The organism is Zhongshania guokunii (assembly GCF_040892635.1).
Classification (GTDB): domain Bacteria; phylum Pseudomonadota; class Gammaproteobacteria; order Pseudomonadales; family Spongiibacteraceae; genus Spongiibacter; species Spongiibacter guokunii.
In genome coordinates, this window is record NZ_JBFRYA010000001.1 from 574,621 (window position 1) to 589,276 (window position 14,656).

At 47.3% G+C, this 14,656-nt stretch carries 15 protein-coding genes; 13 read left to right on the top strand and 2 right to left on the bottom strand.

The annotated features are described in order from the left end of the window. Nucleotides 1–92 precede the first annotated feature (92 nt). From AB4876_RS02650 to AB4876_RS02670, 5 genes are read left to right on the top strand one after another with little or no spacing between them, the layout of a single operon-like run. Nucleotides 93–3,755, top strand: coding sequence for an ATP-binding protein (locus AB4876_RS02650; RefSeq protein WP_368380092.1), 3,663 nt, complete (start codon nucleotides 93–95; stop codon nucleotides 3,753–3,755). After that, nucleotides 3,752–4,372 carry a condensin complex protein MksE gene (locus AB4876_RS02655; protein ID WP_301030391.1) on the top strand — a complete coding sequence of 207 codons (621 nt, stop codon included), beginning with the start codon at nucleotides 3,752–3,754 and terminating at the stop codon, nucleotides 4,370–4,372. Before AB4876_RS02650 ends, AB4876_RS02655 begins: the two co-directional genes overlap by 4 nt. Further along, on the top strand, nucleotides 4,369–5,598 hold the full coding sequence (locus AB4876_RS02660) for a hypothetical protein (protein WP_368380093.1): 1,230 nt from the start codon (nucleotides 4,369–4,371) through the stop codon (nucleotides 5,596–5,598). Before AB4876_RS02655 ends, AB4876_RS02660 begins: the two co-directional genes overlap by 4 nt. Continuing rightward, nucleotides 5,574–6,428, top strand: coding sequence for a DUF7281 domain-containing protein (locus tag AB4876_RS02665; protein WP_368380094.1), 855 nt, complete (start codon nucleotides 5,574–5,576; stop codon nucleotides 6,426–6,428). The genes AB4876_RS02660 and AB4876_RS02665 overlap by 25 nt, the downstream gene beginning before the upstream one ends. Before the next feature lie 56 nt (nucleotides 6,429–6,484). Then, nucleotides 6,485–6,655, top strand: a complete 171-nt coding sequence (locus AB4876_RS02670) for a hypothetical protein (RefSeq protein ID WP_368380095.1) — start codon at nucleotides 6,485–6,487, stop codon at nucleotides 6,653–6,655. 78 nt (nucleotides 6,656–6,733) lie between these two features. Here the strand turns inward: AB4876_RS02670 and AB4876_RS02675 are convergent, their stop codons facing one another. Next, nucleotides 6,734–7,726: an integron integrase gene (locus AB4876_RS02675; protein WP_368380096.1), complete on the bottom strand. Its 993-nt coding sequence runs from the start codon at nucleotides 7,724–7,726 to the stop codon at nucleotides 6,734–6,736. Nucleotides 7,727–8,467: 741 nt separating this feature from the next. On the opposite strand from AB4876_RS02675, the gene AB4876_RS02680 reads away from it, so the two are divergent. From AB4876_RS02680 to AB4876_RS02715, 8 genes are all read left to right on the top strand, one after another. Continuing rightward, nucleotides 8,468–8,926: a hypothetical protein gene (locus AB4876_RS02680; RefSeq protein ID WP_368380097.1), complete on the top strand. Its 459-nt coding sequence runs from the start codon at nucleotides 8,468–8,470 to the stop codon at nucleotides 8,924–8,926. 96 nt (nucleotides 8,927–9,022) lie between these two features. Next, complete coding sequence (locus AB4876_RS02685) at nucleotides 9,023–9,373, top strand: hypothetical protein (protein ID WP_368380098.1); 351 nt, start codon at nucleotides 9,023–9,025, stop codon at nucleotides 9,371–9,373. Nucleotides 9,374–9,513: 140 nt separating this feature from the next. Further along, nucleotides 9,514–10,068: a DUF4145 domain-containing protein gene (locus AB4876_RS02690; RefSeq protein WP_368380099.1), complete on the top strand. Its 555-nt coding sequence runs from the start codon at nucleotides 9,514–9,516 to the stop codon at nucleotides 10,066–10,068. Nucleotides 10,069–10,235: 167 nt separating this feature from the next. Next, nucleotides 10,236–11,429 (top strand): hypothetical protein, encoded by a 1,194-nt coding sequence (locus AB4876_RS02695; RefSeq protein WP_368380100.1) that lies wholly within the window; start codon nucleotides 10,236–10,238, stop codon nucleotides 11,427–11,429. 69 nt (nucleotides 11,430–11,498) lie between these two features. After that, nucleotides 11,499–11,846 (top strand): VOC family protein, encoded by a 348-nt coding sequence (locus AB4876_RS02700; RefSeq protein ID WP_368380101.1) that lies wholly within the window; start codon nucleotides 11,499–11,501, stop codon nucleotides 11,844–11,846. A 105-nt stretch (nucleotides 11,847–11,951) separates the two neighbouring features. After that, entirely contained in the window at nucleotides 11,952–12,707 is a 756-nt protein-coding gene (locus AB4876_RS02705) for a hypothetical protein (protein ID WP_368380102.1), read from the top strand. Between the two features lie 473 nt (nucleotides 12,708–13,180). Next, nucleotides 13,181–13,603 carry a hypothetical protein gene (locus AB4876_RS02710; protein WP_368380103.1) on the top strand — a complete coding sequence of 141 codons (423 nt, stop codon included), beginning with the start codon at nucleotides 13,181–13,183 and terminating at the stop codon, nucleotides 13,601–13,603. A gap of 117 nt (nucleotides 13,604–13,720) precedes the next feature. After that, nucleotides 13,721–14,134, top strand: coding sequence for an SRPBCC family protein (locus tag AB4876_RS02715; RefSeq protein WP_368380104.1), 414 nt, complete (start codon nucleotides 13,721–13,723; stop codon nucleotides 14,132–14,134). 340 nt (nucleotides 14,135–14,474) lie between these two features. Here the strand turns inward: AB4876_RS02715 and AB4876_RS02720 are convergent. Beyond that, nucleotides 14,475–14,656 (bottom strand): IS3 family transposase (locus tag AB4876_RS02720; RefSeq protein WP_368380105.1); only part of this gene is annotated, 182 nt, incomplete at its 5' end.

Consider the following 14,656-nt stretch of genomic DNA (forward strand, 5'->3'; position numbering starts at 1 on the left):
CGAATGAACTGAATTAGCTTGGTTAGGCAGATCCCCCCAACAGCATCGCTACTGCTATAATCCGCGTTTTACTCTAGGACAAACGCCCCAGCATGTACGGTCTTAAACAAATAATCATGATCGACGGCCATATTGCCGGCAAAGTAACCCGCATTAATGTCTCTGAAAACGCCAATTTATCGGGTACCAATGGCGCGGGCAAAACCACCATACTCAAGCTATTGCCGTTTTTCCTGGGGATTACCCCCTCTGAACTAATCAGCAAGGGCTCTACCAAAAAGCCCTTTGTTGAGTACTATTTGCCGCGCCCGAGCAGCTATTTGGTGTTTGAGTACGAGCGCGAGAGCGGCAGGGTGTGCGCGGTTGTCTATCGTCACTCCTCGGGCCGCACGCCTTCGTATCGGTTTTTGCACGCGCCTTTTGCTATCGAACAATTTAGCTTTATTGCGGACGGCGGTAAGCGCCGCTTATTTAATAACCAAGAGATAAGCGGCCATTGGCGGAGTTTAGGGCTGGAGTTCACTCATCGCCAAATAGACACCATTATGGATTACCGCGCCGTTATTCAAAACGACCGCGGCTTGCTCGCTCGCCAACAGGGCTTGCGCGCCGTTGCTGCACGTTACTGCATGGGCGACCAGAAAACCCATATGCAGCATATGGAAAAACTGGTTCACGCCACCTTGGGCAAAGACAATAAGCTCACCCGCATTAAACTGATGCTGGCCAGAATCATGGAAGAGGAGGGCATTAGCTTTCCTAAAATTACCCTGCACCGAGAAAACGAAGAGTCGGTGCTCAGTATTTCCACCCTGCGAGATTTTCAGGGCCAGCTGCCTGAGTTGCGCAAGGTCATTAATCAAAACAGCGAGCTAAACCTTAGCTACGCAGAGCTCGGCGCGATTATTGGCGGCTTGCTTATTCACGAAGAGCAAACGCAGGCGCGCTTATCCGAGCTTGAGGCGGAGTTCGAGGAAATCACGCAGCGAATTCTAATTGAGAACGAACGCTACGACGGCCAAACCAGCGAGCTTAGCGCCAAGCGCAACGACCTGAAATCGCGCTGCAATAGCCTGTATAACGACATTGAAACCTTGCAGGCCGCCGCCGATGCGTGGGACGAAATGGGTATAGAGGCGATTATTGCCGACTACGCCATACTGCCATTTTTTGAAACCCAAGCGGCCCAGGCCAAGGAAACCCTCGATAGCTTGCTGTCTGAGCAGCAGGATTTAGTGCAGCGCTTTGAACGCCTTGGCGAGCAGGCCAAGCGTGATCATCAGCGCCAAGCGGCAGATATGGACGGCGAACTCGCAATACAGCGTGAGCAGCTTCATCAAGCTAAGTCCGACTATGAGGATGAGCGCACTGAGGAATTTCAAAATCATAGTAAGCACCTTAGCCAGCTTGCCGCGAATCAGCGGCCAGAGCGCGACGCCGCAATGCTTAAGCTCAATGCCGCGCAGGCGGAATACGATAATCCACCGCTTAGCGAGGAAGAGCGTTTAAGCCTAGAGCTTGCCGAAGCAGCCGTTGAGCGAGCCGAGTTGGCACTTGAGCACCAAGCCCCTCAGCTCGACAGCCTAAAAAACCGTTATGAGCAGGCGATTAGCGCGCGGGAAAACGCAGAAAGTGAGCGTCAGCAAAGTGCCAATGTGCGCAGCGATATTGAAAAACAATATCGCGAGCAACTGGCGCTGCACAGCCCAGACGACAAATCCTTGCTGTCGGTATTGCGTGAACAGCAGCCAGATTGGGCGCAGAGCATTGGTCGGGTCATTAATCCAGAATTGCTACAGCGTCGGGATTTACACCCCACTAAAACCAGCGGCGACAACCACAATCTTCTTGGTTGGGATCTGAAACTCGATGCCATCGAAATACCTAGCTACGCCCAGTCGCAAGCTGAACTTCAGCAAAATCTAGATGCGCTTAAACGCCGTGTTGAGTCCGCAAAAAAAGACGAAGAAGCCTGCGAGAACGGCCTGCAAAAGGCTAACAAACTGGTTCAAGAAGCGGATAGCGCCTTTCAAGAGGGGCGCCATACCCAACAAAATTTAGCGCGCCAGCTAAAAGCGGCCAAAGATGCCAGAGATCGCGAGCGTCAGCAGCAGCGCGACATTCGGGTAAATCGCAAACTGCTCGCCGAGCAAAGCCTAAACGACGCCAAAGCTGCCTTTGCCAGCGTGGAAGAGCGCCAAGCCGAGCAGCTGCGGGTATTTAACGAACAGCATCACGAAGCCTTGGCTAATTTGCAGTCTAATTTTGCACAGAGTAAATCGCGTTTAGATTTAGCGATTGATCAGATTCGGCTGCGGCGCAAAGAGTGCGACAGTCAATTAGCAGAGCTGCTGAAACGCAATAAGCAAGACATGGCCCGCGCCCTGCGCGACGAAGGCGTAGACGAAAAAAGAGTAGAAGAAGCCTCAGCAGCGGCCAAGTCGAGTCAGGCTTTTTGCCTTGAGCTAAAAGCCAAGCGCAACGACATCGACAGCTATAAAGAGTGGAAAACCCACAAACTACCTAATATGGCGGGCTACAACACGGCCTTGCGTGACGCTGAGGCGCAGTTGCAGGAGGTTAACGACAGTCTTGAGCGCGCCATGGCCGATCATAATCGCGCCCTAAAATTGAATAGGGCAGAGCAAACCCGTATTGAAGAAGCGCGGCGCCACGCCCGTGACTTACTAGAGCGCCTTCGTCAGCAGTTGCAGCAAACTGGCCGCGCCAGCATGGCGAAAACCCCAAGCACCGCCTCGGCAGATATGTTGCTGCACGAAGCGGCAGAATTGCTGAAGCTCCAGCAGCAGTTAATCAAAAGTATTCAAGCGGGTATTCGCAACGCCGAGCGAATTCTGAGCAAATCGCCTAACAGTGATATTGCCATTCTCTGGGAGCGCTTGTGCAGCCAAGCTTGGGATGAGTCTGGTTTACTCGCCGACAGTGATGACGCCTGGCGGCAAAAACCAAAGGTAATCGAACATTTACTAGACGACGCACTGCCGCAAATGAAGCGCTCGCTGCTCGCGTCTTTCCAAAATATGGGCGATCAGCTGGCCGATATTTACGCGGGCTTAGGCCGTATTCGCAGCAGTATTAAAACTGAATCGCGGCGGGTTAGTAGAGCCATTGATAATAATCTGCGCTTTAGTGCGCTGAGTAATATCGAGGTTAAATTATCGTCGCGGGTTGAACTGCAAGAGTATTGGGATGCCTTGGCGGCCTTTCAGCGCAGCTGGGTAAATTGGCAGTTAGAACGCAGCGGCGAATTACCGCCTGCCCACGTTGCCGATGCAATGATGGACGCGATTATGGGCCTGCGCCAAAGCCGGATTAGCGACAGCCTAGAGTCGCTATTCGATTTAGAAATTTCGATCACCGAAAACGGCCAGTGCGCCACCGTGCGCAATGAAGCGCAAATGGAAGATTTTAGCTCCACCGGCCTCATGTATCTGGCGCTGTGCTCAATTTTTGTCGGCCTAATGCGGGAGTTATGCCCAAACCGCGAGGTGTTGATTCACTGGCCGCTAGACGAATTGGGCACCTTGGCCCACGAGAACGTCGATTTATTATTTACCATGCTCAGAGAAAACGGCGTGATGATCTTGGGCGGTTTTCCGTCTTCAGACCCGCAGCTGCTAAAACACTTCACTTATAAGCACGTGATTGAGCAGGGCAAGCCGCTCATCGAATTAGACCTTGCCGAAGATAAGCTCGACGTACTAAGCAAGGCCGCACTGGAGGCAGCACAATGAACGATTTATTTGCCGAAGTGGTCGAGGCGCTGTTGGCTGGCAAGTTTATTTGCGAATATTCAAACCCCGAGCAATTCCAGTTTTTACTGAACGACGGCCGCCGCGACAAGGTAAATCACTACGTCGGCCAGATGGGTCGCGAGTTGCAGTGCTCTCCTGGCGGTGAAACCTATTATTTGGTGATGCAAAGTTTGGCGCGGCCCGAAACTCAGCGCGCCGTGGTTGAAACCATGCGCTCGGTAATCAACGAACTAGAGCCGATTATTCGCTGCTTACAGTTAATCGATTCAGCCCAAAAAAATGACAGTCCGCTACTGCCCGGCGACACTCTGCGCGAAAGCGTGATTCTGCGTGCCATTGAAGATGCCCCCGCGGCGATTGAAGAGTTAGAGGCCCTAGCGCGCAGCCAAAAATTCAAAACCACCGCCAGCGGCCTTGCTGGAAAATTGCGGGGTATTTTAGCCAAACTGGTGGATTCCGGCTATTTGCTGCACCCCAACGAAGGCTTTTACACCGCTACCGGCAAATGGGCGTGGCTCTATGAAGTAATCGATTTTGTGGTGCATCACGAGCATATCGATGTGCAAGAGGAGCACGAGCAGGAGTCGTTGCTATGAGCACCCGCAGCTTATTTGGTGCGCTCTATCAGCATGCCGAGCTAATTGATCAGGGCTATTCTGACCCTGGCATGGAATTGCCAGAAAGCCCCGACAATCGCCGGATAATCGACAGCTTAATTAGTAATAAAATTGCCTGGCGTCCAGATATTTACGGCGGTGTTCGGCTAACCAAACCCGTGCGGGAATTGCTAGATCGTCACCACCAAAAGGAAAGGCTGCGCCATTTAGACGCCGATATTGGCGGCCGCATCGACTTGATTCGTCGGCAAATGCTGATGTACATCAATGCCGTGCGCAGCGCCGACCGCAGCGACGATATTCAAATGCTGCTATACAGTATTCGCGAGCAAGTCTACGAGCTGGCCGAGCTGCTTAAAGACAATACTCGGCGGCTTTGGTATCGGGTAGAAAACGATTTTATGTATGTGGTTTCCATCGAAGCCAAAATTGCCGAGAACAACACCGCCATTGAACAAGCCGAGCGGCTGTCGGAAGCCCTCACTGCCATTAATATCGAGGCCTTGTACGACGACTGTGGCGGCGACCGCCAACTGCGCCAATTATTTGCGGTGGTATTGCAAGACGCGGTGAGCAGTGCGCGCTCAGAACTTATCGACTTGCTGGTACGTATGCGCGCCTCCTTGTTTAAATTTCAAAGCCTGGCGCGCAATGCCCGCAATGTTCGGGCCTTGCAGCGTTTTTTTCAGCACCAGCCGGGCTATCGCTTCGACCATCTGTTTGAGAACATGCACTTGCCCGCGCCAGCGCGCTTAGCAACGCCGCTACTACTGGCGCATACCGCCAATGTGCGCAACCCCAACCAAGAAATTATGCTTAGCGATATGCTTCAAGGCCTGCGCCGTCAGCCGGTTACCGATGAAGACGTGGTGGCCGTAGCCGAGGATATCGACGACGCGCAAATGCAAACCCAGCTGGTAGCCAGAGACGCCACCACCGCAGCGGCCCGCAATTTCTTTGCCGATTTACTCAGCGCCAAAACCCCAGAAGCCCAAAGCCAAACGGCGTCAGCCAGCATAGCCGCTGCGCCCACGGGCACCAGTTTAGAAGCGTGGATATACTATATTTACGGCGAGTATCAGGGTATGAATAGCGAACTGCGCAATCTGTTTAAACTGGAATGGCTGGGACGTTTTCATGAAGTTTACGACGGTAATTTTCAAAGTACGGACATCAGGGTATGCCTGAATCGCCCAGCGAATTAAATGCCAAAGATCTAGAGGTATTGCAGCGCGCCTACCGGCGGCGAGAGCAGCGGGTGTCGTACTCAAACGCGTGGCAAAAAGCGCACGGCTTGTTACGTATCGGCGTGCGCGACGGTAAATACCTGCATCTCACCGATGAAGACTACGACAAGCTTCACCTGAGCATAAAGTCGCTCAAGGGCTTTGATGTGCAAACCGATTCTTTAAACAAGAATAGAGTGGGCGCAGCAAAACTGACCGCCAATGAAAAGCTCGCCAAACACGGCCCCAGCCATAACTACATCCAAATTGCCTGCCGTAGCGAGGTTTTGGTGGCGGGGCAGAGTATTAAAATACCAGCCTACAGCCAACTGCGTTTACGCTATCAGGATCTCGCTCTAGCGCCCCAGCAAAGTATTGTGGTGGTAGAGAACTTAGAAGCCATGAATCACTGGCATCACTTTGTGCTGCCCAGTAGCCTACACAATGCCATTGCGGTGTATCGAGGTCACGATGCACTAGCGCGGGGAGTAAAATCTTGGCTGGCTGAATTACATGCCAACGGGCAATTTATAGTGTACTTTCCCGATTACGATTTATCGGGTTTGGGTATTGCGCTGAATGAAACATGCAATGCAATCTTAATCCCTAGCGATATTGAGGCCGCGCTGCAAATAAAGGCCGACAAGCCGAGCGCCTTTGCCGCTCAATACGCCGAATTCAGTTCACTTAAAGCGAGAATTCCTGCAGGGTGGGTGCAACTGTTAACGACCATGAAAGCCGACGCAAGCACAATCACCCAAGAAGCGATGGCGGCCCATGAGCTGCCACTAATGGTGTTAAATCGCTGAGTGATTTACACGGCGTTGCCACCGCATAACGTAAACCTTCTTAACAAGAGAATTTTATGAGCAAGAAAGTAGTCACGTTTGAATACGAAAAAGAAACCAAAAACAGCGTTCGCTACAAAGAAGTCCCCGATGAAGGCACGGCGCCCATCGTCGGATCGCTGTATATTCAAAAATGGTTTGCCGGTGACAGCAAATCGATAGAAGTAACAATTGAGAAAAAGGACTAGCGGCTACCCTCAATACGCTGTAATGCCCAGCCTAGCGTCATTTTGAACTTGGTTCAAAAATTGATGCCGCTGAAGCAGTTAAGCAAAAAGACTATCGGCTGGGCTTAATACACCTTTTCCGCCGCGATTTACCACGTGGGTATATATTTCTGTTGTGCTTATATCTGAATGTCCCAATAACTCTTGGATGGTACGCAAATCATATCCCGATTCGAGTAGGTGGGTTGCGAAACTATGCCTAAAGCTATGAGATTTTGCGGGTTTATGAACTTTCGCTGCTAGAACAGCTTGTCGAATTTGCTTAGATAATGCAGATGGGTGTAAATGGTGTCGTCGAAGAACGCCAGATCTTGGGTCTTTCCCGATTTTAGTGGACGGGAATAGGAATTGCCACGCAGTTTCTTTTGCGGCCGAAGGGTACTTTCGATTAAGGGCGTCGGGTAAATAAACTTCACCATAGCCATCAATAATATCTTGAGCGTGTAATCGCTCAACGTGCGCAATCTGATGCTTCAAAGCGGGAATTAATCTTAAAGGCAGCATCGTGGTGCGATCTTTGTTGCCTTTGCCACCGCGAACAAAAATATTGTTGCTGCCGAAATCAATATCTTTAACCCGAAGTGAAAGCAGCTCTGCCTTTCGTAAGCCCGAGCCGTACATCAGCTCAACTTGTAAGCGGTGAGCACCCCGAAGATGAGCAAGAATCGCTGAGATTTCTTCACGGCTATACACCACAGGGATGCGCCTAGCGCCCTGAGCTGGCTTAAACGCCAGATTACCGATATCCAGCCCCATGAACCGCTTATATAAATAAACCAAGGCATTGAGTGCGATTCGTTGGGTATTTGTAGAGCAAGAGCGCTGTTCTGCTAAATGACTTAGAAATACCTCAACATCAGTCATACAAAGGTCTTTTGGATGTTTTCGGCCATGAAACCGAATAAACCGTTTTACCCAATGCAGGTAAGTTTGCTCTGTTCGGTAGGCCAGACCATTTTGGCGAATGTGTAAGCGCAATTGGTCGAGGAATCGGCCTGAATTGGGCGAAATAAGAGGGCGAATGTCTTCCATGACAACTCCAATCTGTACTGGTTATAAATACAGTATATGTATTGCCGTTGGGTCGTCAAGGCCGGTGAACAAGAGAGCGCTTCCCATTAACACCTTAGCGAGTTACTTAACTTATTGAATTTTATAAAAACTGCGATATGATCAGGGGAAGGGAATGTTTGGCAGAAATAAAGGGAAGTAATCTTCATTTGACCGCCGCTCGCTAATAGCGAAGCCGTCACATCATTGAATTTCCTAGAATTTTTCGATTAACGTTAAAGCCCGCTCCTTGATAAGGGGGCCAAAGTGATATATGGCCTGAGTCGTTATAATAAACTGTTATGTGTGCTAGTCGAACATGGAAGTAACCTACAAACAACGATATTTCGGCTTTTTTGCTAGGACTTTGGTCACTATCCGGAAAGATTGCTTTTACTACAAGGGCGAGCGATATACTCACGAAGACATAGAGCTTGTCCGTTTGATAGGAGGTTCGGGCCATCCTCAGCGAATGGGTATAAAGCTTCGCGATGGAAAGCGAATCTTAATAAATGCGGTCGCACTGGAGTGCGGCGGATTAAGAGCTAAAACAGGATTCTTATCAGGCACAAATAAGCTATTCGAGGAGCTTAGAGAATACTTTGAACAGTCGCACACATAACAAGGTGGTCAAGTTCACTCCGGCCGCAAAAAGCGCGGCCTGCGCGGGACAGCCTACGCTGCGCTTCGGCGGCCCCTTACCACGGCGTTATGAGTAATCGAATGGGAACTGTATCAAAGCTAAGAGTTGCAGAAGCGCAGCTTGATAGCGCAATCGATCTATTTCTCGATGGGAAATACGTCGCCTCACTGACTCTTGCGGGCGCTGCTGAGGAAATATTTGGTAAGCTTGTGAAATTTCATGGGGGTCAGCCCGCATTTGAAAAGCGAGTTGATTTGATGCGCTCGATTGTGCGGAAAACCCGTCCGGGGAATATGCCTTCAAACAAAAAAATTGGATCTGATATTAATTATTTGAAAAACTCCTTCAAGCATCTGGATATGGAAGTAGTTGGTAATGCGGTGGTAAATATCCGAAACGTTAGAAGAGAAGCAATATCGATGCTAGATCGAGCCATTCGCAATTACTCTGCGCTGGGCAGCAAGTACAGATACAATGTTGAAGTTACGCTGTGTAGAAAGGTCGCGTCATTCCGTGCCAATCCAGCCAATCACTCATAACAAGGGCGCGCAGTTAGCCGCTGAAAAGCGCGGCGGGACAGCTAAAACGCTGCGCTTATTTGTCTGCCCCTGGCGCCGGCGTTAAGTGGCCAGAATATGAGTACAAAGGAGCTGGATAAATTACTCTGGAAAGAGAGAGTTAATAGAGTTTTATTGTGGGGGTTTTCGATCCTAATAGTGGTTCTGATATATGGCGGAATTGGTTGGTTACGTACGCCGCCATCGGATGGAATAAAAATCGAAGAGGTGTATGGCAAGGTTGTGACGGAGCCAACTCAAGGGGTAAACTTTTACAATACCAAATATAAAGTGCAGCTTGAAAATGGACTTGTCGTCAAAGCTGATGGTTTTGGTAAAGTGCCAAATCGTTATCGAGGCAGAGTAAAATTAAAGCTTATAAATAGTGGTGGCGGCGATTACTATCAAATTATAGAGACGGTGCCTTAAATGCCACTTAACAAAACGCTCAACCACCGTTACAGCCGCAAAAAAACGCGGCTTCCACTGGACAGCTTTTCCGGCGCTTCGCTTCTCCAAAGCTGCCGGTTAGCTCAGCGTTATGTTTCACACAATTAGGAAATCACCACATGGGATGGCATGGAGTAAATGGTTTAAATTCTAAGCAGTTCACTTGCGGGCATTGCGGGAATATCATTGCAACTAAAAGTGGTTTTTTCTCGGACAATCAGCAATTCATATATATCTGTAGTCACTGCGATCAGCCGACACACTTTAACGCACAGGGTTCGCAATACCCAGATGTGGCGCCAGGCAATGATGTGGGTCATTTGCCCGAAGAGCTGGCTGCTCTTTATAAAGAAGCAAGAAATTGTGTGGCCGCCTCATCATATACTGGAGCGGTTCTCTTGTGTCGTAAGTTACTGATGAATATAGGTGTCAAGCAAGGTGCCGAAGAGGGCAAGCCTTTTATTCACTATGTAAACTACCTTGCTGAACAAGGCTATATTCCTCCCAATGGCAGAGGTTGGGTTGATCACATCAGAAAGAAAGGCAATGAAGCTACTCATGAAATCGCTTTAATGAGTAAGCCTGACTGCGAAGATCTTATTGCATTCTCCGAGATGTTAATGAAGTTTATTTATGAATTTCCTAACAAAGTACCAGCGCCACCGGCAGAATAAAAACGTAACAAACCCATGAAAAATCGCCGGCAAAAACACGCCGGCTGGACGTCCAAAACTCCGGTTGCTTTGTGTTGTCGCTGCGCTCCAAAATAACACAAAGCAACCTACGTATTGGCCGCCTTTTATGGGGGCGTTAGAAGGCAAAAGGAGAGAGCGAGAAAGCCATGATAGTACGCAATTATATAGAGTGCGGCACTTGCTCTGAAAAGCACACCCTGCGCATTCAGGTAGGGTATTCGTCTTATCAAGAGCACACATTTAGTTGTTCTCAGTGCGCTGAGAATATAGTGGTAGGCATGCACTGCGACCAATCAAACGGAACAGTTGCGTTAGATCTTAAAGAAAATGTAAGGAGAGGTAGTGGAGAGGGAGAAATTATCTACCTAAGTTCTGAATTTCCAGTTCATAAAGATCAGATGAATCAGGAATTAGCATTTCCCGCGTTAAGTCATATGAAGATGATGTTCGATATGCTTAGGGATCAAGGTGTCGATATCACCTCGGATGAGGCGTACTCTGATTTGAAGAAACGAGCTGATCAAACTGCAAATGACGAGGACAATTGGAAATTCATCAAAAAAGGATGGTCTTTAACAAGTAAAGGCCGTTTGGCCTTAGCTGAAAAGCAGCTACAAAATTATAAGGCCTACGATTTTGATGGCCCGTATGAGCTATCCCCATTGTTATTCGATTTTTCCGCAAGTCTTCTTCAACCAAATAAATATGATTTGTTTGCTGTGGCAGCTGATGCATTAGGTAGTATAAAGAGTGCGCACCCAGCGGAATACGCGAGATTTGTAAGTTATTACAAAACATCACTGCAAGAGGAGCACCTAGATAGGTATTTCAGTATTTTCTCAGAGTACTTTAAATGCCACGATGATTTGAGACAGACTGCGATGAGCATTAGAGCAAATATGCAGCTGCCAGAGGATTATGTAGCGTCCTCGACCAATTTTCCCAATACAAAACTCTTTTTCGGCAATACATTTGAGTCACTCACTAGCAATTTAACTGTACTGGCCTGCTTGAATAACATCAGGTTAGGGCGAAAATTTGACGAATTTGCTAGCATGGACATTAAGAAGTACCTCACCATTAATAAAGCAAATCGCGCAAATCCATTTAGCGAGTTCTCTGAGTTTAGTGAAATTACTGATTGCTTTGACAGCACTCTTAGAAATGCATCGCATCATGGATCCATGAGAATTGATGGCGCAGGAAGAAAAATAACATACAGAAGCGGTGGCACCGGGGCTCATAAAGAAATGTCATACTGTGAGTATCTAAATAAGTGTAATCGGATATTTATTTCTGCTTGTGCTTTGTTAAAGTTGGAGATTTTAATTGCCTTCTAACAAGGCCAATCACTCGGACTGTAAAAAGCGCAGCCGGTGTTGGCGGCGTTAACTGTCTTGGAGATGTCGATGCAAGTAGAAAGTATTAGGGCTTTTGTTCCAAGTAAAAACTATGAAGAATCTCAGTCATTCTATCAGGCAATGGGGTTTAAGATGGGTAAGGCCTCAGAGGACTTGTCAATTTTTGAAAGCGGGAATTGTACTTTTTTTCTACAAAGGTTCTATAGCGAAGAGTTTGCAAATAATCTAATGCTTCAGCTTGCAGTAAAAAATATTCAAGAGGCGTTTGAGTTAATATCAAGTATCAAAGGGTACAATATAAAATTTGAGCCAATTAAAAATGAGCCTTGGGGTAAAGTCGTCTATTTATGGGGGCCGTCAGGTGAGCTTTGGCATATTACCGAATTCAACAGTTAACAAGGCTATCAAAAATCGTTCCGGCCAAAAAAAAGACCTCCACTGGACGCGCTAACGCGCGCCTTTTATAGCGGCGTTAGAGCTACAACCAAATTCGGAGCACTGATGAAGTTTTTATATTCATGGATAGAAAATACAAGAAGAACAGTAGAGGTTCTTAGTGTCACCTTGTTGGCAATATACTTAATATTTACAATCTCAAATTTATTTAATATAGATTTGCCAGGGGTGATTATCATTCCCGCATTGGCATTAACTTTTATACTCCCCTTTGGAATATTGGTCGCCATATTGACTAACAATGAGCCTTTCAAAAAGGTAACGTCAACTTTGTGGTCGAAATCCGTAATATCTATCTTTCTTATCGCTTACACCGCGATGTCAAATGTATGGGCATCGACGGTTATCAATGAGATTTTTGGCGTTTCAGCATCATATTTCACAATAACACAGACATTTCTCACTCTCGTATATTTTGTCGTTACTATCATGAAAGCCTTATTTAGTGGGCTTTTTATTACAGTGATAACTTCCGCCGCTTTTATTCTTTGGTTCTTTATATCATTTGGCGGCAGTCTGAAGTCAACCGTAACAAAAATAGCTTATTTAATTGTTGGTGTAATCCTAGTCACTGCAACTTATACCATGATTAGTCACGCTGATAATTCTATTAAGACTTTTGCACGCTACATTGCCGCTTGGGGAGATTCTTATAAACAGCATCAGTGCGCAGAAGATTATGGTGTCAACAATGGCATCGTTTTTTTGGCTCCAAATAAAGTTCTTGTACTAAAAAATAAGTTTAATGCTAATGGAAGCGTTAATAAATATCCACCGGTTGAAACGTGTACTATAAAATAGCTCTAACAAGCGGCTCAAACCGACCTCCACTGCGTTGCTCGTTTTGTGCTTTAACGCTACGCTAGCACAAAACAACCAACTCCGTTCCGGCGGTTTAGCCGGGCGTTATTGGGAATCTAAATAAAGTTCGGTGTAATTCTGTTGCTGGCGTGGCTTCTGATAGCACTTGGTAAGCGTTTTGGCGTTACTCATCTGCCATGTGGCTTAGTTTCTGGATTGCTTTCCAGTTTAATTGTAAATGCAGTTTTCTATGCTGTAGGTGAGCCGGGAACGAGTGTCGTTCTGGCGCTAGTGTTTTTTACGCCAATCAGCATTTTGGCGGGGTTTTTCGTAAGTCGGAGAGTTTATGGCTTGGGCCCAATTTTTAAAGACTCCCAATAACAAGGCGGTGTTATCGCCTTCGGCTGGGACTGCCATTCCGCTGGCGCTCGATGCCAGCCCCAAACCGCGGCGTTACGTGTCACCGAGAAATCATGTTTAGCGATTATTTTGAAGCGTGGGAAGTCAAATCAGAATATTCTAAAGAGTATGTGTCCCTTTGGAAAGGTTGGCTTGGTCAAGAGAATTTACACAAGTTGGATGAAGTCACAGAAAGTGAATGGTGTCGGTTCAACGTGCTGCTAAGAAGTCTCGCCTCTGATTTTGCTCTCGAAGTGGCAAACTGTGAGAAGCAATCGCTCACAAAAATTAGCGATATAGAAACCGTGCTCTCAAGCTATAATCAGAGCATGGACAAAGAACCATCAGCTTTTACAAAGTTCATAATTCCAGAGTTGGAGTGTGTTATCAGCGAAGAGTGGGACTACACATATATAATCTGGCATAAGAATAACGGAGCTGTAGAAGCCCTTAGTCCTTATATAAAGGCTGCAAGTTTGGAGCACTTTAATGACTAAACACGTAACAAGGCCAGGCAAGCCGACCTACTTTTCACTGCGCTTAGCTCCGTTACAAGCGGTCGGTTGCTGGCGGCGTTAGTTGCCACAAGAATAGTCCGTACTTCGAGGAAAAATATGAAAATTAGTATTGAAACAGAAGTGAAAGCACCTCTTTCCACCGTCTGGGATTCCTGGGTAACACCAGAAGATATTACAAGCTGGAATTTTGCAATTGATGAGTGGTGCTGTCCCAAGGCAGAGATAAATCTTCACGTAGGTGAGAAGTTTAGCTATCGGATGGAAGCAAAAGACGGATCAATGGGCTTCGATTTTGAAGGCACTTTCACCAAGGTTACTCTACATGAGTCCATTCATTTCAAGCTTGAAGATAACCGGGTTGCAACGGTCGAATTCTTGGAGACAAATGGTGCGGTCAAGGTAGTTGAAACCTTTGAGGCCGAAGATAAAAATTCGGCGGAACAACAAAAACAAGGTTGGCAAAGTATTTTGAACAACTTCAAAAAATATGTTGAGAGCAAAAGCAACTAACAAAACAGTCAAGTTGACGCCTATTCCGTTGCTTGGCTTATGCGCTTTAGCTACGCTAGCACAACACCAATCAACTACATAGCCGCAACTTACTGTGGCGTTAAGTGTCTATGGATACATTCACTAAGCTCCGTGCTTCGATAATGCTTCATGCAGACAGAGGGCTTCTTTGGGTTTTTGCTTTCATTGCGATAGTGGCGCTTTATGCTGCTATTCTTGTTCTCAAGCCAGCCACGAACGAGAAGCTGGGTAATGGTGAAATAGTTTTTGGGGAAGTTATTCATGGCCCGCCGTCTGGCCCTATCCAATTTTTCGAGTAAAGTGAATAGCCCCCAAAACTTTAGACCACTCCGTTATTCAATTTGAAACGGTCTTCATACTGCCTTGGTGACAGCAATCCGTTTGTACCATGCTTGCGTGTCGAGTTGTAAAACATTTCGATGTAATTAAAGATATCTTCTTTGGCTTCCCTTCTTGTTTTATATATTTTGCGCCGGATACGTTCTCGTTTAAGAAGCTGGA